Below are 20621 nucleotides of genomic sequence, written 5' to 3' on the forward strand. Positions count from 1 at the left end.
TTTCCAGAAGCATCGACGCAGAAGATCCTGACACCGGGGTAATCCGTGAAAAAGCTCTCCGCACGACGACGCCATCCGCTGGCGGCGGTCGTCGTCCTACTCCTCGCGCTGGTGGGCACCGGGGGGGCCTACGCCCTTCTCGCGCCCACGAGCAAGGCACAGGCCGACGAGACCTCCCAGTCCCTCACGATCGAGGAGGGCAAGAAGCTCTTCTCGGTCAGCTGTGCCAGCTGCCACGGCACCGGGGGTCAGGGTTCGTCCGACGGCCCCAGCCTGGTGGGCGTGGGCGCCGCATCCGTGGACTTCCAGGTCGGCACCGGCCGTATGCCGGCCGCCACCTCGCAGGGCCCGCAGGTCGTCGCGAAGAAGAACATCTTCACCCAGGCCCAGATCGACCAGCTCGCGGCGTACGTCGCCTCGCTGGGCGCCGGCCCCGAGGTCCCGACCTCGGAGCAGTACGGTCCGGACGGCGCCGACATCGCCAAGGGTGGCGAGCTCTTCCGTACCAACTGCGCGCAGTGCCACAACTTCGTGGGCTCTGGTGGCGCACTCACCAAGGGCAAGTTCGCGCCGAGCCTTGAGGGTGTCGCTCCGAAGCACATCTACGAGGCCATGCAGACGGGCCCGCAGAACATGCCGTCCTTCCCCGACACGACGCTGTCCGAGAAGAACAAGAAGGACATCATCGCGTACCTCGACGCGGTCAACAGCCCCAAGACGGTGAACCCCGGTGGTCTCAACCTGGGCGGCCTCGGGCCGGTCAGCGAGGGTCTGTTCGCGTGGATCTTCGGTCTCGGTGCACTGATCGCGGTCGCCGTCTGGGTTGCCGCTCGGACCGCAAAGGCCAAGAAGTCATGAGTAGCCAAGACATTCCAGAAGAGAACCTGCCCGCTGAGCAGGACCACCACGCGCACGGCGCCGTGAGCGTCGCGGACGAGAGGGACCCGTTCTCGGATCCCGGTCTGCCGCCCCACGAGCACCGCATCCAGGACATCGACGAGCGGGCCGCCAAGCGGTCCGAGCGCGTCGTGGCCATGCTGTTCACGGTGTCGATGCTGGCCACCGTGGGCTTCATCGCCTCCTATGTGACGATCCCGAAGGACAAGGCGATCTTCGTCTTCCCGATCGGTCACATCAGCGCGCTGAACTTCGCGCTGGGCCTGACCCTCGGTGCGGCGCTGTTCTGCATCGGCGCGGGCGCGGTCCACTGGGCCCGCACCCTGATGTCCGACGTGGAGGTCGCCGACGAGCGGCACGCCATCTCGGCCCCGCCGGAGGTCAAGGCCAAGGTCCTGGCCGACTTCAAGCAGGGTGCCAAGGAGTCGGCGATCGGCCGGCGCAAGCTGATCCGCACCACGATGTTCGGCGCGCTGACCCTGGTCCCGCTCTCCGGCGTCGTGCTGCTGCGCGACCTCGGCCCGCTGCCCGGTACCTCGCTGCGCCACACGGCGTGGTCGAAGGGCAAGCTGCTCGTCAACATGAACACCAACGAGCCGCTGCGCCCCTCCGACGTCGCCGTCGGCTCGCTGACCTTCGCCAAGCCCGAGGGCGTCGAGGAGTCCCAGGAGGACTTCCAGAACGTGATGGCCAAGGCGGCCCTGATGATCATCCGGCTGCAGCCGGACAACATCAAGGACAAGCGCGAGCTGGAGTGGTCGCACGAGGGGATCGTCGCCTACTCGAAGATCTGCACCCACGTGGGCTGCCCGATCTCGCTGTACGAGCAGCAGACCCACCACGTGCTCTGCCCGTGCCACCAGTCCACCTTCGACCTCTCCGACGGCGCCCGAGTGATCTTCGGCCCGGCCGGTCACGCCCTGCCGCAGCTGCGCATCGGCGTGAGCGAGGAGGGCTACCTCCAGGCGCTCGGCGACTTCGAGGAGCCCGTCGGGCCTGCCTTCTGGGAGCGCGGATGAGCACTACAGAGAACACCGAGTCCCGCGAACGCGGGAAGGCACCGGCCGGCGAGCGTGTCGCCGACTGGGCCGACGGACGGCTCGGGATCTACTCCCTCGCCAAGTCCAACATGCGCAAGATCTTCCCCGACCACTGGTCGTTCATGCTGGGCGAAGTGTGCATGTACAGCTTCATCATCATCATCCTCACGGGTGTGTACCTGACGCTGTTCTTCCACCCGTCGATGAACGAGGTGGTGTACCACGGCAGCTACGTCCCGCTCCAGGGACAGATGATGTCCGAGGCGTTCAACTCGACCCTGCACATCTCCTTCGACGTGCGCGGTGGTCTGCTCATCCGGCAGATCCACCACTGGGCCGCGCTGATCTTCCTCGCCGGCATGTTCGTGCACATGATGCGCGTGTTCTTCACCGGCGCGTTCCGCAAGCCGCGTGAGATCAACTGGCTGTTCGGCTTCCTGCTCTTCGTCCTGGGCATGTTCACCGGCTTCACCGGTTACTCGCTCCCGGACGACCTGCTCTCCGGCACCGGTGTCCGCTTCACCGAGGGCGCGATCCTGTCCATGCCGATCGTCGGCACGTACATCTCGTTCTTCCTCTTCGGCGGGCAGTTCCCCGGCCACGACTTCGTCGCCCGGTTCTACTCGATCCACATCCTGCTGCTGCCGGGCATCATGCTCGGCCTGATGGTGGGCCACCTGATCCTGGTCTTCTACCACAAGCACACGCAGTTCGCGGGTCCCGGAAAGAGCGAGAAGAACGTCGTCGGCATGCCGCTGCTGCCGGTCTACATGGCCAAGGCCGGAGGCTTCTTCTTCCTGGTCTTCGGTGTCATCGCGGCCATCGCGGCGACCACCCAGATCAACCCGATCTGGGCCATGGGCCCCTACCGTCCGGACCAGGTGTCCACCGGCGCCCAGCCCGACTGGTACATGGGCTTCGCCGAGGGTCTGATCCGGTACATGCCCGGCTGGGAGATCAACTTCTGGGGCCACACCCTGGTCCTGGGCGTCTTCATCCCGCTGGTCCTGTTCGGCCTGGTGCTGGGCGCGATCGCGCTCTACCCGTTCATCGAGTCCTGGGTCACCGGCGACAAGAGCGAGCACCACATCCTGGACCGGCCGCGCAACGCCCCGACCCGTACCGGGTTCGGTGTCGCCTGGGTGACCGTGTACATGATCGGCCTGATCGGTGGTGGCAACGACCTCATCGCCACCCACTTCCACCTGTCGATCAACGACGTGACCTGGTTCGTCCGGATCTTCTTCTTCGCCGGACCGGTGATCGCGTTCATCGCGACCAAGCGCATCTGCCTGGGCCTCCAGCGCCGGGACCGCGACAAGGTGCTGCACGGCCGCGAGACCGGCATCATCAAGCGGCTGCCGCACGGTGAGTTCATCGAGGTCCACGAGCCGCTCTCGCAGGAGCAGCTGCACACCCTCACGGCGCACCACCAGTACGAGCCGGCCCAGGTCGGCCCGGCGGTCGACGAGAACGGTGTCGAGCGCAAGATCAAGGGGTCCGAGAAGCTCCGCGCCAAGCTGAGCGGCGCCTACTACGGCGAGGACAACCAGATCCCCAAGCCCACCGTCGAGGAGTACAAGGAGATCACGAGCGGCCACGGCCACCACTGATCCACCGCGTCGCCACGCCACAGCCGAAGGGCCCCCGTCCGCACACCGGACGGGGGCCCTTCGCGGTGCCCGGAGCTGGATAGGGTAGGCCGTGAGACCTTCATTTCGCGTACGACGATCAGGAGCGGCCTTATGAGCGCTGTGACCCCCGCTGGAGGCGACATCGCGGCGGGCCGTTCCTGGCCCGAGGTACTGAACGCGCTGCTGTACGGCAAGGACCAGAGCGCCGACGCGACGGCCTGGGCGATGGACCAGATCATGCGCGGCCAGGCCACCGACGCCCAGATCGCGGGCTTCGTCGTCGCCCTGCGGGCCAAGGGCGAGACGGTCGAGGAGATCAACGGGCTCGTCAGCACGATGTACGCCCACGCCAACGTCATCGAGGTGCCGGGCCGTACCGTCGACATCGTCGGCACCGGCGGTGACGGCGCGAAGACGGTGAACATCTCCACGATGTCGGCGCTCGTGGTGGCCGGCACCGGTGCGAAGGTCGTCAAACACGGCAACCGCGCGGCCTCCTCCGCGTCCGGTGCCTCGGACGTCCTGGAGAAGCTGGGCGTCAACCTCGACCTGACCCCGCAGCGGGTCGCCGAGGTCGCCGAAGAGGCCGGCATCACCTTCTGCTTCGCCGTGAAGTTCCACCCGGCGCTGCGCCACGCGGGCGCCGCGCGCGGCCAGTTGGGCATCCGCACGGTCTTCAACATCCTCGGCCCGCTGACCAACCCGGCGAAGGTCCGCGCCCAGGCGGTCGGCGTGGCGGACCCGCGGATGGCCCCGGTGGTCGCGGGCGTCTTCGCCGAACGCGGCAACTCCTCCCTCGTCTTCCGCGGCGACGACGGCCTCGACGAACTGACGACGACCGGCACGTCCCACGTCTGGGTCGTCCGGGACGGCAAGGTCACGGAGGAGACCTTCGACCCCCGTGACGCCGGCATCGGCCTGGCCCCCGTGGAGGCGCTGCGGGGCGGCGACCCGTCGTACAACGCGGAGGTCGCCCGCAGGCTCCTGGACGGCGAGACGGGACCGGTCCGGGACGCGGTGCTGCTGAACTCGGCGGCCGCCCTGGTGGCACTGGACCCGGGCACCGGGACCCTGGCCGAGCAACTGCGCGCCGGCATCGACAGGGCGGCCGAGTCGATCGACTCGGGCGCGGCCAAGCGGACGCTGGAGCGCTGGGCGGCGGCGACGCACAGGTAGGGGGCGGCGCGGCCGGGCCGCCGAGGCGCGGCCCGGCCCCGCGCCTCGTCCCGTCATCCGGACAGGAGTTGCGGGGCGGCGATCACCTCATCTACGTTTTTCCCAGGTCATGAGTGACAGTCATGAGGCCCCGGCCGACTGTCCGGCAACCCTCCGTCCGTGGCGGGGTGCCCCGGGTGAAGACCAGGCTGTGGGCAGTGAGGTCCACGGCAAGCGCGGACCCCTCGTACACCAGGGGTCCTGGTCGTCGAGGAGCCTTCCGTGAGCAAGCGAATGCGATAGGGCCGCAGAGCCCCGCCTCCGCATCCCCTTTTCCTTTTTCTCCGTGCCGGAGCCGCGCTCGTCCGCGTGCTCGCACGGTGATTCCGGCCTGCCTCTCACGGGAGTTCCGTCATGTCCGTCTCCACCGTTGCCTCCGCCCAGTCTGTTTGCAGTGACAATCCGGGGCCGCTGCCCGTTCTGGGCCGGGACGTCACCGTTCCGCTCGTCACCGGCGGCGAGGTCACCTACGCCGCCCTCGACTACGCGGCCAGCGCCCCCGCCCTGCAGCGGGTCTGGGACGACGTGGCGGCGTACGCCCCCTACTACGGCAGCGTCCACCGCGGCGCCGGCTACCTCTCCCAGCTCTCCACGGACCTCTTCGAGAACGCCCGGAAGACCGTCGCCGAGTTCCTCGACTGCCGCCCCGACGACCAGCTGGTCTTCACCCGCTCCACCACCGACTCCCTCAACCTGCTCGCCGCCGCCGTGCCCGCCGGCTGCCAGGTCTTCGTCTTCGAGACCGAGCACCACGCGAGCCTGCTCCCCTGGAAGGACGCCCGGGTCACCTACCTCGACGCGCCCCGCACCCCGCGGCAGGCCGTCGAGACCCTGGAACGCGCCCTCGCCGGCCGGGACCCGTACGGCCCGGCCCTGGTCTGCGTCACCGGCGCCTCCAACGTCACCGGCGAGCTGTGGCCGGTCCGCGAGCTCGCGGCGGCCGCGCACGCGCACGGCGCCCGGATCGTCCTGGACGCCGCCCAGCTGGCCCCGCACCACCCGGTCTCCGTCCGCGACCTCGACGTCGACTGGGTCGCCTTCTCCGGCCACAAGCTGTACGCCCCCTTCGGCTCCGGCGTCCTGGCCGGCCGCGCCGACTGGCTCCAGGCCGCCGAGCCCTACCTCGCGGGCGGCGGCGCCAGCCGCAAGGTCACCCGGCGGGAGGACGGGGGAGTGGCCGTGGAGTGGCACGAGAGCGCCGCGCGGCACGAGGCGGGATCCCCCAACGTCATCGGCGCCTACTCCATCGCCTCCGCCTGCAAGGCGCTCACCGAGGCCGGCTTCGACACGCTGGTCGCCCGCGAGCAGCACCTCGTCGAGAAGGTGCGGGTGGGGCTGGCCGAGGTTCCCGAGGTCCGGGTGCTCTCCCTCTTCGGCGACGACGCCCCGCGCGTCGGAGTGATCAGCTTCGTGGTGGACGGCTGGAACAGCTCCCACTTCGCCGCCGCGCTCTCCGCCGAGTACGGCATCGGCGTCCGCGACGGCCTCTTCTGCGCCCACCCGCTGCTCAGGACGCTGCTGGGCTCCGACCCCCAGACCCAGGGCGAGTGCGGGGCGCCGGAGGCGGCGCCGGGCGAGAAGTCCCTCAACGCCATCCGGGTGAGCTTCGGGGCGGGGACACCGGACGAACATGTCGAGCGCTTCGTGAACGCCGTGAAGGAACTGGTGACCGAGGGCGCGAAGTGGTCCTACCGCACGGAGGACGGCCGCTGCGTACCGGCGGTGAGCTGACGGACCTGTTTTGGGGGCGCGGGGAACTGCGCGACAAGCCACGACGCACCCGCAGGGGACCACGGTGCCGGCCGGTGGGGGCTGGTCGCGCAGTTCCCCGCGCCCCTGACGGGGCGCTTCAGCGGGCGGTGTTCAGCTGTCCAGGCCGATCGCGAACGCCGCTTCCAGGTCGTGCTGGGAGTACGTGCGGAACGCGACATGCGTGTCCGTGGCCTCCACGCCGGGGATCTTGCTGATGGAGCCGGGAATGACCTCGGCCAGGTCCTCGTGCTGCTGCACCCGGACCATGGCGATCAGGTCGTAGGTACCGGTGACGGAGAAGACCTCGCTGACGCTGTCCAGCGCGGCGATCCGTTCCGCGATCTCGGGGATCCGGTCCACGCTGGTCTTGATGAGGACGATCGCGGTGATCACGGCTGGTTGTCTCCCTCGGGTGCCGGAGCCGGTACGCACTTCACTTTAGTCGTACGGCCGTACCGCACCCACGCGTAGCCGAAGCCGAGTCCGAAGCCGACCAGATGGGCGAGGTAGGCCACGCCGGGGCCGGCCGGGGCCTGATCCAGGGCCAGCCACTGCAGGGCCGCCCAGAACGGGAGCACCACCCAGGCCGGGAAGCGGAGCGGGAGGAAGAAGAGGAAGGGCAGGAGACTGGTCACGCGGGCGCTGGGGAACAGGTACAGGAACGCGCCGAGGACCGCCGAGATCGCCCCGGACGCCCCCACCAGCGACTGCTGGGACGTCGCGTTGGCGGCCGCGTAGCCGAGCAGCGCGAGATAGCCGCAGCCGACGTAGAAGAGGGTGAACTCGACGCGGCCCATCCGTTCCTCGGTCATCGCCCCGAAGACGAAGAGGAAGAGCATGTTGCCGAGCAGGTGCACCCAGCTGCCGTGGATGAACAGCGCGGTGGCCGGGGTGAGCGCCTCCCGGGCCGGACCGTCGAACAGGTCGGCGGGAACCACCCCCCAGTGGTGGAAGTACGCGCGCTGCGCGGCCGCCAGGGCGTCCCCGGTGCCGTAGGACGGGGTGAAGCCGGAGGCGGGGCCGAGCACGAAGATCAGGCAGCACACGGCGATCAGGGTGTACGTCATGGGCGCGGACGTGCCCCGCAGGCTCCGCAGGGTCCGGACGGCCGTGGTGTTCCAGTTGCCGATCATGGACATAGAGCATGGCGTAACGGGACGCACCGGTGCAGATCGCCTCGCCGCCGTGGACAGGGCGGCGTCGAGTACCCGCCAGGCCGTAGGGTTACGAGCCACACGCGTCGGGACGGCGCGTCACGGACACTAGAAGGAAGCGAACAAGCCACGATGACGGTTCCCCTGCCGACCGCCACGACGCGGTGGCGCTGCACCCTCTGCGGCAACCTCACCCGCTTCGACGTGACCCGCTCGTCGAAGGTGGTCGAGTACGTGCACCTCGACCTGGCCGGTGCGCCCAAGGTCGAGGAGCGCGAGGTGGTCAGTGAGACCATCGAGTCGGTGCGGTGCCGCTGGTGCAACGCGGTGGACCAGGTGGAACTCGTGGACAGGCCGGGCGCCGACTCCTGAGACCGGGAGTCGGCCCCGCACAGGTGATGGGGTGTGACGGATGGTGGAGACCACAGGCGGGGGGCCGGGCGACGGCACCGCCGAGGTGCTTGACCGTCCGTTGCCCGACGGCGTGCGACGGCGTGTCGTGCAGATCGTGTCGGACGGGTTCGGCGGGCTGACCGTCGCCGAACTGCCCGCGCAGCTGCGGCAGTACGCCCGGTTCGCCCCGAACCGTCGGGCCAAGTTCGCGGGGAACGCGATGGCGGCCGCGCTGGAGACGGACACCCTCTTCCGGCAGCGGATCGGGGAGAAGCTGAGAGAGGCCCAGCCGGAACTGGCCGGCGCCCTGGACTCCGGCTCCCCGCCCCCGGCCGCGGACCCGCTCGATGTGGCGGCCGCGGCCTACGTACTGCGTCCCGCGGGCTGGGTGAAGCTGGTGGCGGCGGCCGGCGAGGAGGCCCAGCGGGCCGACGCCGAGCGGGCCGACGAGGAGAGCCGGGCCGAACTGGAGCGGCTGCGCGAGGAACTGGACCGGGCGAGGGAGCTGACCCGCGCCGAGACGGAGCGGCTGCGCGCCGAGCTGGACGCGGCGAAGAGGGAAGCGGAATCGCTTCACCGCAAGCTGCGGGCCGCGCTGAGTGACGTCAAGCGCGGTGAGGCCGCCCTGCGCAAGATGCAGGGCGCGATGGAGGCGGGGCGGACCGAGGGGCAGGCCCAGGTGTCCGCCGCCGAGAGCGAGAGCCGGCGGCTCAAGGCCCGGCTCGGCGAGGTCGAGGCGGCCCTGGAGGCCAGCCGCCGGGCCGCCCGCGAGGGGCGCAGCGTCGAGGACATGAGGCTGCGGCTGCTGCTCGACACCGTCCTGGACGCGGCGCAGGGGCTGCGCCGGGAGCTGGCGCTGCCACCGGTGTCGGTACGGCCCGCGGAGACCGTGGACGCGGTCGAACCGGGACGGATGACCCCGAAGGACATCGCGGCGCGCGCGCTGTCCGAGAACGACCCGGCCATTCTCGACCAGCTGCTCGCCCTCCCGCAGGCGCACCTGGTCGTCGACGGCTACAACGTGACCAAGACCGGATATCCGCAGATGCCGTTGGAGAAGCAGCGGCTGCGGCTGCTCGGCCAGCTCTCCCAGCTCGCCGCCCAGACCGGCGCCGAGGTCACCTGTGTCTTCGACGGCGCCGAGCTGGCCGCGCCGGTGCTGCTGGCCCCGCCGCGCGGCGTCCGGGTGCTGTTCTCGAAGCCCGGCGTCACGGCGGACGAGCTGATCCGCCAGCTGGTGCGCGCCGAGCCGCCGGGCCGCCCGGTGATCGTCGCCTCGACCGACCGCGAGGTCGCCGACGGGGTGGCGAAGGCGGGTGCCCGTCCGGTGGCTTCTGCGATGCTTCTGAAGCGACTGTCCTGAACGTGCAACCCGCATATGCAATGCCCGAATTGACCGAACCATCACGCAACGTAGCGTCAATCGCGCATTACTGCTCGTGAGTTATATGCAAAGAGTGCGTTGCGTGACCACTTTTTTGGCCAGCGGGTTTGAACTGATCACGATGAGGTCACTAGGGTCTGGGCTCGAACCTCCACACGGGTGATCACTCAAACGAAGGAGCCCGTCTCCGTGGCGTCCCATCGTCGACCCAAGCAGCCGAGCCGTGCGCGCGTGACCGTGCTCACCACCGCAGCGGCCGCCGCCGTAGTCCTCAGTGCCAATGCCGCCAATGCGGCGCCCAGCGAGAAGCTGACCAAGGACGAGGTCAAGGCGAAGGTCGACAAGCTCTACGAGGAGGCCGAGCAGGCCACCGAGAAGCTCGACGGGGCCAAGGACAAGCAGCAGAAGCTCCAGAAGGAGATATCCACGATCCAGGACAACGTGGCCCGTGGTCAGGAGGAGCTCAACAAGCTGCGGGACAGTCTCGGTTCGCTGGCCACCGCGCAGTACCGCTCCGGCGGCATCGACCCGTCGGTCCAGCTCTTCCTCTCGTCCAACCCGGACGACTACCTCGACAAGGCGTCCACGCTCGACCAGTTGAGCAGCCAGCAGGTCGAGGCCCTGAAGAAGATCCAGGACAAACAGCGCGAACTCGCCCAGGAGCGGGCAGAGGCCTCCGACAAGCTCAAGGACCTCTCCGCCACCCGGACCGAGCTGGCCAAGCAGAAGTCGGCCGTCCAGGGCAAGCTCGCCGACGCGCAGAAGCTGCTCAACACCCTGACCGCCAAGGAGAAGGCCGCCCTGGACCAGGAGCAGGCCCAGGCCGCCAGCCGCGCCTCCTCGCGCGTGGACCTCGGCAGCACGGGCTCCGCCTCCAGCCGGGCCGCCGCCGCCTTCGCCGCCGGGCAGACCAAGATCGGTTCCCCGTACGTCTACGGCGCCTCCGGTCCGTCCTCCTTCGACTGCTCCGGCTTCACCTCCTGGGCCTACGCCCAGGCCGGCGTCACCATCCCGCGCACTTCCGAGGCACAGGCCAACGCCGGCACCCGCATCTACAGCGCGAGCGACCTCAAGGTCGGCGACCTGGTCATCTTCTACGGCGACTACCACCACGTCGGCCTGTACGCCGGCAACGGCCAGGTGCTGCACGCCCCGCACACCGGCGCCGTCGTGCGCTACGAGGCGATGAGCGACATGACCTTCGAGTTCGGCGTCCGCATCTGACCTCCGCCGAGGCCCCGAGCCTCGTCAAGATCACGTCATTGGGTCGTCCGAACGGGCGAACTGTGCCAGCTTGATGTGAGCCTCGCCCCGCCTGTGACCTGCGTCGGAGGCGGGGCGTCGCGTTTGTGCGCCCGTGGAGGGTCTTTGGCTGGTGCGTGGCCGCGCGGCTAGCATCGCCGCGTCCAGTGACGGAAGTCGCCGGACCTACCGCCGGACGGGCGGGAAGTCACGCTTGTGGAGGCTGTGTGAGACCGACCCACATGGGTCGGCGACGGCCTGTGAAACAGGAACCCGCGGTGGCGCCGCTGAGCGGTGCGGACCGGAATCCCCTGCCCTGGGCGGGGGAGGGCGTCAATGTCGGCGCGTTTCCCCCTGGACGGGGGAGACCGTCGGCGTCCGACGATCGAAGGAGCGCGGCTTCCTGTGGGGTCCCATCGCCGCTCTGTGCCGTCCGGGTTCAACCGGGGCGCCGGTGCCGCTCTCTGTGTGCTGTCGGCCGCGGCGGCCGCGCTCGGTGCCGCACCGGCGGGCGCCGCCCCGCACACCGACGGTCACGCCGAGGTGGACCGGCTGTACCAGCAGGCCGAGGAGGCGACCGAGGCCTACGACAAGGCCGACGAGCGGGCCGACGCGCTGCGCCGGGAGGTGAACGACTCCCAGGACCGCATCGCCCGCCAGCAGCAGCGCGTCAACGCCATGCGGGAGGCGCTCGGTTCGCTCGCCGGCGCCCAGTACCGCTCCGGCGGCATCGACCCCACCGTGGCCCTGCTGTTCTCCGACAACCCGCAGGACTACCTCGACCGGGCCTCCCTCCTCGACCGCATCGACGTCCGGCAGGCCGGGCAGCTCCGGCAGCTCCAGGCGGCGCTGCGCGAACTCGCCCAGGAGCGCGCCGAGGCCGCCGGACAGCTCGCCGAACTGGAGCGCAGCCGCAGGGCGGTCTCCTCCCACAAGGCCGTCGTGGAGCAGAAGCTCGCCACGGCCCGGCGGCTCCTCGACGCGATGCCCGCCGCCGACCGCGCCGCCTTCGAACACGCCTCCCGCGGCGACGGCCGGGCCGGCCTGCCCGACCTCGCCGGCGTCACCGCCCCCGACGGCCGCGCCGCCGCCGCGCTCGCCGCCGCCCGCTCCGCCCTCGGCAAGCCGTACGTCTGGGGCGCCAGCGGCCCCTCCGGCTTCGACTGCTCGGGCCTGATGCAGTGGTCGTACGCGCACGCCGGGATCCACCTCCCGCGCACCTCGCAGGAGCAGCGGCACGCCGGCCACCAGGTCCCGCTCTCCCAGGCACAACCCGGTGACCTGGTCGTCTACCGCTCCGACGCCAGCCATGTCGCCATGTACGTCGGCAACGGCCAGGTCATCCACGCCCCCTACCCGGGCGCCCCGGTCCGCTACGACCCGGTCGGAATGATGCCGGTCTCCTCCGTCACGCGGCCCTGACTTCCGGGCTTGTGCCCGTACGATCGGAAAGTGGCTGGTCGTGGACGGGCGTGGCGCTCAGGAGCGGTGGGGCTGTGTCTGCTGCTCCTGCCGCTGACCGGATGCGGCGGCGGACAGTCGTCGACGGGCACCGCGATGGCCGAGGTGCAGCAGGTCCTGGACCGCCGCTCGGCCGCGGTCCTCGGCCACGACGAGAAGGCGTACGCCGAGACCGGCACCCGCAGTTCCTACGCGGACCTGCGGGCCGTACCGCTCGCCGACTGGAGCTACCGGCTGACCGCCCTGCACGCCGACGGCGCCGGGGCCACCGCCGCAGCCCGGCTCAGCTACCGGATACAGGGCTACGACAAGGCTCCGGTGACCACGGACCGTACGCTGACCCTCAGCCGCACCGCCGACGGACAGTGGTACGTCAGTCACGACAGGCCCGCCAAGAAGTCCGGGCAGCAGCTGTGGGACCAGGGCAGGGTGACCGCGGTCAGGAGCTCCCACGCCCTCGTCCTGGGCGTCGGCCAGTCCTCGTCCACGCTGCGCGGCTACGCCCGGCTCGCCGACGCCGCCGTTCCCGAGGTCTCCAAGGCCTGGGGCACGGACTGGACCCGGCGGGTGGTCCTGCTCGTCCCCGGGTCGCTGGACGGCATGGCGGGCCTGCTGGGCGCCCCCGCCTCCAACTACCGGGGCATCGCCGCGGTCACCACCGGCGAGGCGGGAGGCTCCGGACAGACTCCGGCGGACCGGGTCATCCTCAACCCGGAGGCGTACGCCGTCCTCGGCCCGGTCGGCAGACAGGTCGTCCTCACCCACGAGACGACCCACGTGGCCACCCGCGCCCACACCACGGCCGCCACCCCGCTCTGGCTCTCCGAGGGGTACGCCGACTGGATCGGCTACCTCGACACCGGCCGTACGCCCACCGAGGCCGCGCCGGAACTCGCCCGCGCCGTCGAGGCCGGGGAGGTCCCGGAGAACCTCCCGGCGGACAAGGACTTCGGCTTCACCGACGACCCCACCAAGCTGGCCCAGGCCTACGAGGGCGGCTGGCTGGCCTGCCGGATGATCGCCGGCCACTGGGGCGAGGAGAAGCTCGGTGCCTTCTACCGGGCCGTCGGCGCGCACAAGGAGCGGGCAGGTGCGGTCGAGGACGCGCTGAAGGCGGAACTGGGCACGACCCTGCCGGACTTCACCGCACGCTGGCGGGACTATCTGACGGCTCAGCTCGCCGACTGACCCGGCCGCCAGGAGTCAGGAGGAGACCCGGGTCTCCTTCGAACGGGTGGCCTGGGACGGGAACGGGGCTACGGGCGTCTCGGTCACCGTGGAGCGCCACAGCCGGCGGGCCGCCGTGACCGTCGCCGCGAGCAGCAGGCCGTTGCGCAGCACCAGCAGGGTGATGCCGTACCAGTCGCTCACCACGACGTGCGAGAAGCCGACCGGGAACTCCAGGACCGTCACGAAGGTCGCCAGGAGCAGCAGCACCGCGGGCGGGGTCATGCGGCTGGCGCGGAAGCAGAGGCAGACGGCGGCCAGGCCCACCAGCCACACCATGTACTGCGGGCTGATCACCCGGCTGGTGACCGTGAACATCAGGACGGCGGTGAAGGCCGCGTCCGCGAGGGTGTGCGACCGGAAGCGGATTGCCGACAGCCGCCACAGCAGCACCCAGCCGAACGCGAGCGCGGTGAGCAGCAGGGCCGCCGTGCTCACCGCCTGCACGTGCGGGCCGAGGAATTCGATCGAGCCGTAGTTCAGCAGCACCTCGCCGTGCCAGCCGAAGTGCCGGGCGATGTGGAAGACCAGTCCGCCCAGCGACTCCACCTCGGTGCCCCGGTCCCGCTGGAAGGTCAGGAAGGCGAACGCGCCCGGCATGGAGACCGCGAACAGCGCGCCGACCGCGGCCGCCGTGACCGCCGCCGACACCCAGGCCCGCCGCCGTACGGCACCCACCAGGAGCAGCGCGGGCCACACCTTGACCATCGCGCCGAGACCGGCCAGCGCGCCCATCAGACGGGGGTGCCGGGCCCCGGCCAGCAGCGCGGCGACGGCGAGGGCGGTGACCATCAGGTCGTAGCGGGAGTAGACGGTCGGGCCGAGCAGCGGGACGCCGAGCACCCAGACCCAGGCGCCGCGCAGGGTGCGCCCGGGGCGCAGGCCGGCGTAGCCGAGGAGGCACAGCACCACCAGGTCGGCCAGGCAGGCCAGCACGAAGAAGGCGGTCGGGTAGTCCAGGAAGGGCAGCAGGGCGGGGGCGAGGATCGCCACGGCGGCCGCGGGCGGGTACTGCCAGGTGACGTCGTCCAGCGGAAACGTTCCGTGCCGCAGGACCTCGTACCAGCCCTGGTAGATGACCGACACGTCGGTGGTGACGTCCGCGCCGGGGAACACGAACACCTTCAGGACGTACAGCAGCAGCACCAGCCGGGTGGTACCCCAGGTGACCAGCAGCAACGCCACGGTACGCCGCACGCCCGTCCTGTCCACCTGAGCCCCTGTCCGTCGGCATCGCCGTGTCGAGTGGGCCACATGATCTCCCGGCGTCCTGTGCGGGGGCCATGAAGCACGGCCGAACGTCCTGTGCGGGTATGGTCTGCGGCGATGCACAAGACCCTCATCGTGACCAATGACTTCCCGCCCCGGCCGGGCGGTATCCAGGCCTTCCTGCACAACATGGCACTGCGGCTGGATCCCGAGCGGCTGGTCGTCTACGCGTCCACGTGGAAGCGGGGCCGGGAGGGCGCGCGGGCCACCGCCGAGTTCGACGCGGAGCAGCCCTTCACCGTCGTGCGCGACCGTACGACGATGCTGCTGCCGACGCCCGCGGCGACCCGGACGGCGGTCGGGCTGCTGCGGGAGCACGGGTGCGGCTCGGTGTGGTTCGGGGCGGCGGCTCCGCTCGGGCTGATGGCGCCGGCGCTGCGGAAGGCCGGCGCGGAGCGGCTGGTCGCCACCACCCACGGGCACGAGGCGGGCTGGGCGCAGCTGCCCGCGGCCCGGCAGCTGCTCGGGCGGATCGGGGACACCACCGACACGGTCACCTATCTCGGCGAGTACACGCGGTCCCGGATCGCGACCGCGCTTAGCGCCGGGGCGGCCGGGCGGATGGTGCAGTTGCCGCCGGGGGTGGACGAGAAGACCTTCCACCCGGGCTCCGGGGGCGCCGAGGTGCGGGCGCGGCTGGGGCTGAGCGAGCGGCCGGTGGTCGTGTGCGTGTCGCGGCTGGTGCCGCGCAAGGGGCAGGACACGCTGATCCTCGCGATGCCGCTGATCCTGGCCGCCGAGCCGGACGCGGTGCTGCTGATCGTGGGCGGCGGGCCGTACGAGAAGGAGCTGCGGCGGCTGGCGCGGGAGACCGGGGTCGAGGCGTCGGTGCGGTTCACCGGGGCCGTGGCGTGGGCGGAGCTGCCCGCGCACTTCGGCGCGGGTGACGTGTTCGCCATGCCGTGCCGGACCCGGCGGGGCGGGCTGGACGTGGAGGGGCTCGGGATCGTGTACCTGGAGGCCTCGGCGACCGGGCTGCCGGTGGTGGCCGGGGACTCGGGCGGGGCGCCGGACGCGGTGCTGGACGGGGAGACCGGGTGGGTGGTGCGGGGCGGGTCCCCCGAGGAGGCCGCCGAGCGGATCGTCGTGCTGCTGGGGGACGCCGAGCTGCGGCGGCGGATGGGGGAACGGGGGCGGCGGTGGGTCGAGGAGCGGTGGCGGTGGGATCTTCTCGCGGAGCGGCTGAAGGAGCTCCTGTAAAAGTCTGTTCCAAGGGGTTGCCGCAATCGTCGTCGTACCCCTAGGCGGAAGCGGAAAATCCGCACATGCTGCGCGCATGACAGCAAAACTGATGCAGCGTCAGCTGACTAGGCGTCACATTCTGGGCATGATCGCCCTCCAGACCGCCGCCGCGGCCGGTCTCACCCGCGTCGGGCTCCAGTCGGCGCAGGCCGCCGAGGAAGCCGCCGACGTCACCAACGTCCCGGCCGTCGTGGTCGGTTCCGGGTACGGCGGGGCCGTGGCCGCGCTCCGGCTCGGACAGGCCGGGATCCGGACCGTCATGATCGAGATGGGCCAGCTGTGGAACACGGCCGGTTCGGACGGCAAGATCTTCTGTTCCACCGCCGCCCCCGACAAGCGGTCCATGTGGTTCAAGACCCGCACCGAGGCCCCGCTCGCCACCTTCCTCTGGCTGGACGTCGTCAACAAGGACATCGCCTCCTACGCGGGCGTGCTCGACCGGGTGCACTACGACAACATGTCCGTGTACGTGGGGCGCGGCGTCGGGGGCGGGTCGCTGGTCAACGGGGGGATGGCGGTCACCCCGCGCCAGTCGTACTTCGCCGAGCAGTTCCCGACCGTGGACGCGAGCGCGATGTACAACACGTACTTCCCGCGCGCCCGCACCATGCTGGGCGTCAACACCATCGACTCCACCTGGTTCGAGTCGACCGAGTGGTACCAGTTCACCCGGACCTCCCGGAAGGCCGCCGCCAACACCGGGCTCACGACCACCTTCGTGCCCAACGTCTACGACTTCGGGTACATGCAGCAGGAGGCCGCCGGCACCGCCACCAAGTCCGCGCTCGCCCAGGAGGTCATCTACGGCAACAACTACGGCAAGAAGAGCCTCGACAAGACCTACCTCGCCGCCGCCCTCGGCACCGGCAACGTCACCATCCACACCCTGGAGAAGGTCAAGGCCGTCACGCGGGCGAGCGACGGGTCGTACGTGCTCAGCGTCGACCGGATCGACACCAGCGGGAACGTCGTGGAGAGCAAGCAGTACAGCTGTACCTACCTGTTCCTGGGCGGCGGGAGCCTCGGCACCACCGAGCTGCTCGTCCGGGCCCGGGACACCGGTGCGCTGCCCGCGCTCAACTCCAGTGTGGGGGGCGGCTGGAGCACCAACGGCAACACCATGCTCGGCCGGGCCAACCACATCTGGGACACCACCGGCGCCAACCAGTCGACCATGCCGGTCATGGGCATCGACGACTGGGCCAACACCGACAACCCGGTCTTCGCCGAGATCGCGCCGCTGCCCATCGGGTTCGAGACCTGGGTGAGCCTGTACCTGGCGATCACCAAGAACCCGCAACGGGCGTCCTTCACCTACGACTCCGCGAGCGACGCGGTGAAGCTGGGCTGGACCGCGGCCCAGAGCGCGGTCTCGGTCGCCATGGCCAAGAAGCTGTTCGACCGGATCAACACGGCCAACGCGACGATCTACCGGTACGACCTGTTCGGCTCGTCCAGCAAGGTGTTCGCGGACGACTTCTGCTACCACCCGCTGGGCGGCTGCGTCCTGGGGCAGGCGACCGACGACTACGGAAGGGTGAAGGGGTATTCCAAGCTGTACGTCACCGACGGCTCGCTCGTGCCCGGGAACATCGGGGTGAACCCGTTCGTCACCATCACCGCGCTCGCCGAGCGGACGATGGAACGGGTTCTCGCCGAGGACTTCTGAGCAGCCTCCGAGTGCCGCTCTACTTCTGGTAGATGGCCTCGATCTCGTCCGCGTAGTCCTTCGCCACCACATTGCGCTTGAGCTTCAGGGACGGCGTCAGGTGGCCCGACTCCTCCGAGAACTGGGAGGACAGAATGCGGAACTTCCGCACCGATTCCGCCTTCGACACCGCGGCGTTGCCGTCGTCGACAGCGGCCTGGATCGCCGCGAGCAGATCCGGGTCGTCACGCAGCGACGCCGCGGTGGAGCCCGCCGGTTTGCCGTGCTCGGCCGCCCAGCGGCCCAGGAACTCGTCGTCGATGGTGACCAGCGCGCCCACGAACGGCCGCCCGTCGCCCACCACCATGCACTCCGCGACCAGCGCGTGCGCGCGGATCCGGTCCTCGATCACGGCCGGGGCGACGTTCTTGCCGCCCGCGGTGACGATGATCTCCTTCTTGCGGCCGGTGATCCTGAGGTAGCCGTCCTCGTCCAGGGTGCCGATGTCCCCGGTGTGGAACCAGCCGTCGGCCAGCGCCTCGGCGGTCGCGGCCGGGTTGTTCCAGTACTCCTTGAACAGGTGCTCGCCGTGCAGCAGCACCTCTCCGTCGTCCGCGATGCGGATGACCGAGCCGGGCAGCGGCTGACCGACCGTGCCGATCTTCTGCCGGTCCCAGGGGTTGAACGCGGTCGCCGCACAGGACTCGGTCAGGCCGTAGCCCTCCAGGACCGTGAAGCCGATGCCGCGGAAGAAGTGGCCCAGCCGCTCGCCGAGCGGGGCGCCGCCGGAGATGGCGTACTCGCCCTTGCCGCCGAGCACCGCGCGCAGCCTGCTGTAGACGAGCTTGTCGAAGGTTCTGTGCTTGATCTTCAGGCCGAGGGACGGACCCGACGGGGTGTCCAGCGCCTTGCTGTACGCGATCGCGGTGTCCGCGGCCCTGTCGAAGATCTTGCCCTTGCCGTCCGCCTGCGCCTTGGCGCGCGCCGAGTTGTAGACCTTCTCGAAGACGCGCGGGACGCCGAGGATCAGCGTCGGCCGGAACGCGGCCAGTTCGTCGGTGAGGTTCTTGATGTCCGGGACGCAGCCCAGCTTGATCGGCGCCATCATCGGGGCGATCTGGACCAGCCGGCCGAAGACGTGCGCGAGCGGCAGGAAGAGGAGGACCGAACACTCCCCGGTGCGGAACAGCGGGCGCAGGCGCTCCACGATGTTGCCGCACTCCGCGAAGAAGGCGCGGTGGGTGAGGACGCAGCCCTTGGGGCGCCCGGTCGTACCGCTCGTGTAGACGACGGTCGCCGGGTCGTCCGCCTTCGCCTGGGAGCTGCGCTCGTCGACGGTCGCGTCGGTGACGCCCTGGCCGAGCCGGCCCAGCTCCTCCAGCGCACCGGCCTCGATCTGCCAGACGTGCTTGAGGGCGGGCAGCGTCTCGCGCACCGACTCGACGGCGGCCGCGTGGTTGTCGAGCTCGACGATGCAGGCGGTCGCGCCGGAGTCGCTGAGGATCCACTGCACCTGCTCCGGTGAGCTGGTCTCGTACACCGGCACGGTGACCGCGCCGGCGCTCCAGATCGCGAAGTCGAGGAGCGTCCACTCGTAGCGGGTGCGGGACATCAGGCCGACCCGGTCGCCCGGCTGGACGCCCGAGGCGATGAGGCCCTTCGCGGCCGCGTGCACCTCGGCCAGGAAGGTCGTGGCGGTCACGTCCTGCCACACACCCCCGACCTTGCGGGCCATGACGGCTACGTCGGGATGCTGCGCGGCGTTTCTGCGGACGATGTCGGTCAGATTGCCGTCCGCGGGGACCTCGTACAAAGCCGGAAGGCTGAACTCGCGCAAGACTGCTGCTCCTCATAGGGCGCCGACGCCACGACGTTGTGCGATGCGACGGTGCGGTCCAAGGCTCGGGCAGGTGCTCAGGGCTTCGCCACGGGTTGGGAGATCCGTTGGTTGAAATCCTGAGCACGACTGGACTGCCCGGACGTTACCCGCCGGTATGGCTTCTTCGACAGGGGGGTCCGGCGAGATGTTCGGTGCGTCACACGGGTTGGTGTTCCTTCGCGTACGGTAGTCCAAGGCCTTAGTGACTGACCAGTAACCGTAGGCCCGGCCATTGCCTGTTCACGTTTGCCGCACAGGCCTACGCTTGATCACCATGTCAGCCACACCCTCCGGCGTCCCGAGGACCCGCGTCCACGTGGTCAGCGACGTGCACGGCAACACCCGTGACCTGGCCCGGGCCGGCGACGGCGCCGACGCCCTGATCTGTCTCGGCGACCTCGTCCTCTTCCTCGACTACGCCGACCACTCCCGCGGCATCTTCCCCGACCTGTTCGGCGTCGAGAACGCCGACCGGCTCGTCGAACTCCGCACCGCCCGCCGTTTCGAGGAAGCCCGGGAACTCGGTGCCCGGCTCTGGGGCGGCATCGGCATGGACCGCGCCACCGCCATCGAGAAGGCGGTGCGCAAGCAGTACGCCGAGATGTTCGCGGTGTTCCCGGCACCCACGTACGCGACGTACGGCAACGTCGACATGCCACCGCTGTGGCGGGAGTACGCCGGGCCGGGCACGACGGTGCTGGACGGCGAGCGCGTCGAGATCGGCGGCCGGGTCTTCGGTTTCGTCGGCGGCGGGCTGCGCACCCCGATGCGCACCCCCTACGAGATCTCCGACGAGGAGTACGCGGCGAAGATCGAGGCGGTCGGCGAGGTCGACGTGCTCTGCACGCACATCCCGCCCGAGGTGCCGGAGTTGGTCTACGACACCGTCGCGCGCCGATTCGAACGGGGCAGCCGGGCCCTGCTGGACGCCATCCGCCGCACCCGCCCCCGCTACTCGCTCTTCGGACATGTCCACCAGCCGCTGGTGAAGCGGATGCGGATCGGGGCCACCGAGTGCGTGAACGTCGGGCACTTCGCGGGTACGGGACGGCCCTGGGCACTGGAATGGTGACCGCCCCGGACAGGGGGTGAAGTCGGCTGGTCGGCCGCGCGGTAGCCTTCACGCTGCACGTGCGTGCGCACGCCTGTGCAGCGACCCCCCTTTCATGGTCTCACCGGCCCGC

17 protein-coding genes and 1 riboswitch are annotated in these 20621 nt (G+C 70.4%); of the genes, 13 read left to right on the forward strand and 4 right to left on the reverse strand.

Annotated elements, in window-relative coordinates; genetic code table 11:
* The first annotated feature begins 45 nt into the window (after positions 1 to 45).
* The 5 genes from qcrC (at position 46) to IEZ11_RS01510 (ending at position 6517) form a co-directional block, all read left to right on the forward strand.
* On the forward strand, positions 46 to 858 hold the full coding sequence (gene qcrC / locus IEZ11_RS01490; protein ID WP_189260664.1) for a cytochrome bc1 complex diheme cytochrome c subunit: 813 nt from the start codon (positions 46 to 48) through the stop codon (positions 856 to 858).
* Positions 855 to 1916 (forward strand): cytochrome bc1 complex Rieske iron-sulfur subunit, encoded by a 1062-nt coding sequence (gene qcrA, locus IEZ11_RS01495; RefSeq protein WP_189260665.1) that lies wholly within the window; start codon positions 855 to 857, stop codon positions 1914 to 1916. Before qcrC ends, qcrA begins: the two co-directional genes overlap by 4 nt.
* A complete protein-coding gene (qcrB, locus tag IEZ11_RS01500) occupies positions 1913 to 3550 on the forward strand; it encodes a cytochrome bc1 complex cytochrome b subunit (RefSeq protein WP_189260666.1) in 1638 nt (545 codons plus the stop codon). The genes qcrA and qcrB overlap by 4 nt, the downstream gene beginning before the upstream one ends.
* Positions 3551 to 3682: 132 nt before the next feature.
* Positions 3683 to 4747 carry an anthranilate phosphoribosyltransferase gene (trpD, locus tag IEZ11_RS01505; RefSeq protein WP_189260667.1) on the forward strand — a complete coding sequence of 355 codons (1065 nt, stop codon included), beginning with the start codon at positions 3683 to 3685 and terminating at the stop codon, positions 4745 to 4747.
* Positions 4748 to 4852: 105 nt separating this feature from the next.
* A riboswitch (SAM riboswitch) is annotated at positions 4853 to 4969 on the forward strand.
* Positions 4970 to 5140: 171 nt separating this feature from the next.
* Positions 5141 to 6517 carry an aminotransferase class V-fold PLP-dependent enzyme gene (locus IEZ11_RS01510; protein ID WP_189260668.1) on the forward strand — a complete coding sequence of 459 codons (1377 nt, stop codon included), beginning with the start codon at positions 5141 to 5143 and terminating at the stop codon, positions 6515 to 6517.
* 132 nt (positions 6518 to 6649) lie between these two features.
* Here the strand turns inward: IEZ11_RS01510 and IEZ11_RS01515 are convergent, their stop codons facing one another.
* Both IEZ11_RS01515 and IEZ11_RS01520 read right to left on the reverse strand, forming a co-directional pair.
* Positions 6650 to 6931 carry an Lrp/AsnC family transcriptional regulator gene (locus IEZ11_RS01515; protein WP_067245114.1) on the reverse strand — a complete coding sequence of 94 codons (282 nt, stop codon included), beginning with the start codon at positions 6929 to 6931 and terminating at the stop codon, positions 6650 to 6652.
* Positions 6928 to 7671, reverse strand: coding sequence for a rhomboid family intramembrane serine protease (locus IEZ11_RS01520; RefSeq protein WP_189260669.1), 744 nt, complete (start codon positions 7669 to 7671; stop codon positions 6928 to 6930). The genes IEZ11_RS01515 and IEZ11_RS01520 overlap by 4 nt, the downstream gene beginning before the upstream one ends.
* Before the next feature lie 153 nt (positions 7672 to 7824).
* Between IEZ11_RS01520 and IEZ11_RS01525 the strand changes: the two genes are divergently transcribed.
* The 5 genes from IEZ11_RS01525 (at position 7825) to IEZ11_RS01545 (ending at position 13360) form a co-directional block, all read left to right on the forward strand.
* Complete coding sequence (locus IEZ11_RS01525) at positions 7825 to 8064, forward strand: hypothetical protein (RefSeq protein ID WP_189260670.1); 240 nt, start codon at positions 7825 to 7827, stop codon at positions 8062 to 8064.
* Between the two features lie 40 nt (positions 8065 to 8104).
* Positions 8105 to 9448, forward strand: coding sequence for an NYN domain-containing protein (locus tag IEZ11_RS01530; RefSeq protein WP_189260671.1), 1344 nt, complete (start codon positions 8105 to 8107; stop codon positions 9446 to 9448).
* 210 nt (positions 9449 to 9658) lie between these two features.
* Positions 9659 to 10693, forward strand: a complete 1035-nt coding sequence (locus tag IEZ11_RS01535) for a C40 family peptidase (RefSeq protein WP_189260672.1) — start codon at positions 9659 to 9661, stop codon at positions 10691 to 10693.
* Between the two features lie 423 nt (positions 10694 to 11116).
* Positions 11117 to 12133: a C40 family peptidase gene (locus IEZ11_RS01540; protein ID WP_229712770.1), complete on the forward strand. Its 1017-nt coding sequence runs from the start codon at positions 11117 to 11119 to the stop codon at positions 12131 to 12133.
* 30 nt (positions 12134 to 12163) lie between these two features.
* Positions 12164 to 13360, forward strand: a complete 1197-nt coding sequence (locus tag IEZ11_RS01545; RefSeq protein ID WP_229712771.1) for a hypothetical protein — start codon at positions 12164 to 12166, stop codon at positions 13358 to 13360.
* Positions 13361 to 13375: 15 nt separating this feature from the next.
* On the opposite strand, the gene IEZ11_RS01550 is transcribed toward IEZ11_RS01545, so the two are convergent.
* Positions 13376 to 14611 carry a glycosyltransferase 87 family protein gene (locus tag IEZ11_RS01550; protein WP_189260674.1) on the reverse strand — a complete coding sequence of 412 codons (1236 nt, stop codon included), beginning with the start codon at positions 14609 to 14611 and terminating at the stop codon, positions 13376 to 13378.
* 114 nt (positions 14612 to 14725) lie between these two features.
* Between IEZ11_RS01550 and IEZ11_RS01555 the strand changes: the two genes are divergently transcribed.
* A complete protein-coding gene (locus IEZ11_RS01555; RefSeq protein WP_189260675.1) occupies positions 14726 to 15868 on the forward strand; it encodes a glycosyltransferase family 4 protein in 1143 nt (380 codons plus the stop codon).
* Positions 15869 to 15959: 91 nt separating this feature from the next.
* Positions 15960 to 17579, forward strand: coding sequence for a GMC oxidoreductase (locus IEZ11_RS01560; RefSeq protein ID WP_505995350.1), 1620 nt, complete (start codon positions 15960 to 15962; stop codon positions 17577 to 17579).
* 19 nt (positions 17580 to 17598) lie between these two features.
* Here the strand turns inward: IEZ11_RS01560 and IEZ11_RS01565 are convergent, their stop codons facing one another.
* Positions 17599 to 19395 (reverse strand): AMP-dependent synthetase/ligase, encoded by a 1797-nt coding sequence (locus IEZ11_RS01565; protein ID WP_189260677.1) that lies wholly within the window; start codon positions 19393 to 19395, stop codon positions 17599 to 17601.
* Positions 19396 to 19711: 316 nt separating this feature from the next.
* Between IEZ11_RS01565 and IEZ11_RS01570 the strand changes: the two genes are divergently transcribed.
* On the forward strand, positions 19712 to 20509 hold the full coding sequence (locus IEZ11_RS01570; RefSeq protein WP_189260678.1) for a metallophosphoesterase family protein: 798 nt from the start codon (positions 19712 to 19714) through the stop codon (positions 20507 to 20509).
* Positions 20510 to 20621: the final 112 nt, after the last annotated feature.

The sequence above is a fragment of the Streptomyces fuscichromogenes genome, from assembly GCF_014645815.1.
In the GTDB taxonomy this organism is placed as follows: Bacteria; Actinomycetota; Actinomycetes; order Streptomycetales; family Streptomycetaceae; genus Streptomyces; species Streptomyces fuscichromogenes.

Bases quoted from the DNA above. Each gene is read 5' to 3' on its own strand.
- qcrA (WP_189260665.1), top strand. From the start codon at position 855: ATGAGTAGCCAAGACATTCCAGAAGAGAACCTGCCCGCTGAGCAGGAC.
- IEZ11_RS01510 (WP_189260668.1), top strand. From the start codon at position 5,141: ATGTCCGTCTCCACCGTTGCCTCCGCCCAGTCTGTTTGCAGTGACAAT.
- IEZ11_RS01525 (WP_189260670.1), top strand. From the start codon at position 7,825: ATGACGGTTCCCCTGCCGACCGCCACGACGCGGTGGCGCTGCACCCTC.
- IEZ11_RS01520 (WP_189260669.1), bottom strand. From the start codon at position 7,671: ATGATCGGCAACTGGAACACCACGGCCGTCCGGACCCTGCGGAGCCTG.
- IEZ11_RS01560 (WP_505995350.1), top strand. From the start codon at position 15,960: ATGCAGCGTCAGCTGACTAGGCGTCACATTCTGGGCATGATCGCCCTC.
- trpD (WP_189260667.1), top strand. From the start codon at position 3,683: ATGAGCGCTGTGACCCCCGCTGGAGGCGACATCGCGGCGGGCCGTTCC.
- IEZ11_RS01555 (WP_189260675.1), top strand. From the start codon at position 14,726: ATGCACAAGACCCTCATCGTGACCAATGACTTCCCGCCCCGGCCGGGC.
- qcrB (WP_189260666.1), top strand. From the start codon at position 1,913: ATGAGCACTACAGAGAACACCGAGTCCCGCGAACGCGGGAAGGCACCG.
- IEZ11_RS01570 (WP_189260678.1), top strand. From the start codon at position 19,712: ATGTCAGCCACACCCTCCGGCGTCCCGAGGACCCGCGTCCACGTGGTC.
- IEZ11_RS01530 (WP_189260671.1), top strand. From the start codon at position 8,105: ATGGTGGAGACCACAGGCGGGGGGCCGGGCGACGGCACCGCCGAGGTG.